This window comes from Sphingomonas sp. LH128, assembly GCF_000293195.2.
Lineage (GTDB): Bacteria > Pseudomonadota > Alphaproteobacteria > Sphingomonadales > Sphingomonadaceae > Novosphingobium > Novosphingobium resinovorum_A.
In genome coordinates this window covers 1-212 of the sequence record NZ_ALVC01000645.1, presented here as the reverse complement: position 1 = coordinate 212, position 212 = coordinate 1, and the positions used below count along the sequence as shown (strand labels likewise).

Below are 212 nucleotides of genomic sequence, written 5' to 3'. Positions count from 1 at the left end.
GCGCCGGCCGAACACCGCAGCGATTCCCTGTCAGCCGCCTACAAAAACCTCGACGCCGATGCGCAGCGGGATTTCACGCGAAGCTACGACGAGCTGTGCCGTCATTACGGCATGCTTGCCACCCGCAACAACCGCGGCGAGGCGCACGAGAACGGATCGATCGAAGGTCCGCACGGTCACCTCAAGCGGCGCCTCGATCAGGCCCTGCGCCG

Annotated in this window: 1 pseudogene; it reads left to right on the top strand. The window is 66.0% G+C overall.

The features are described 5' to 3' along the window. Positions 1 to 212, top strand: a pseudogene (locus LH128_RS30805) (DDE-type integrase/transposase/recombinase); the annotation flags it as partial.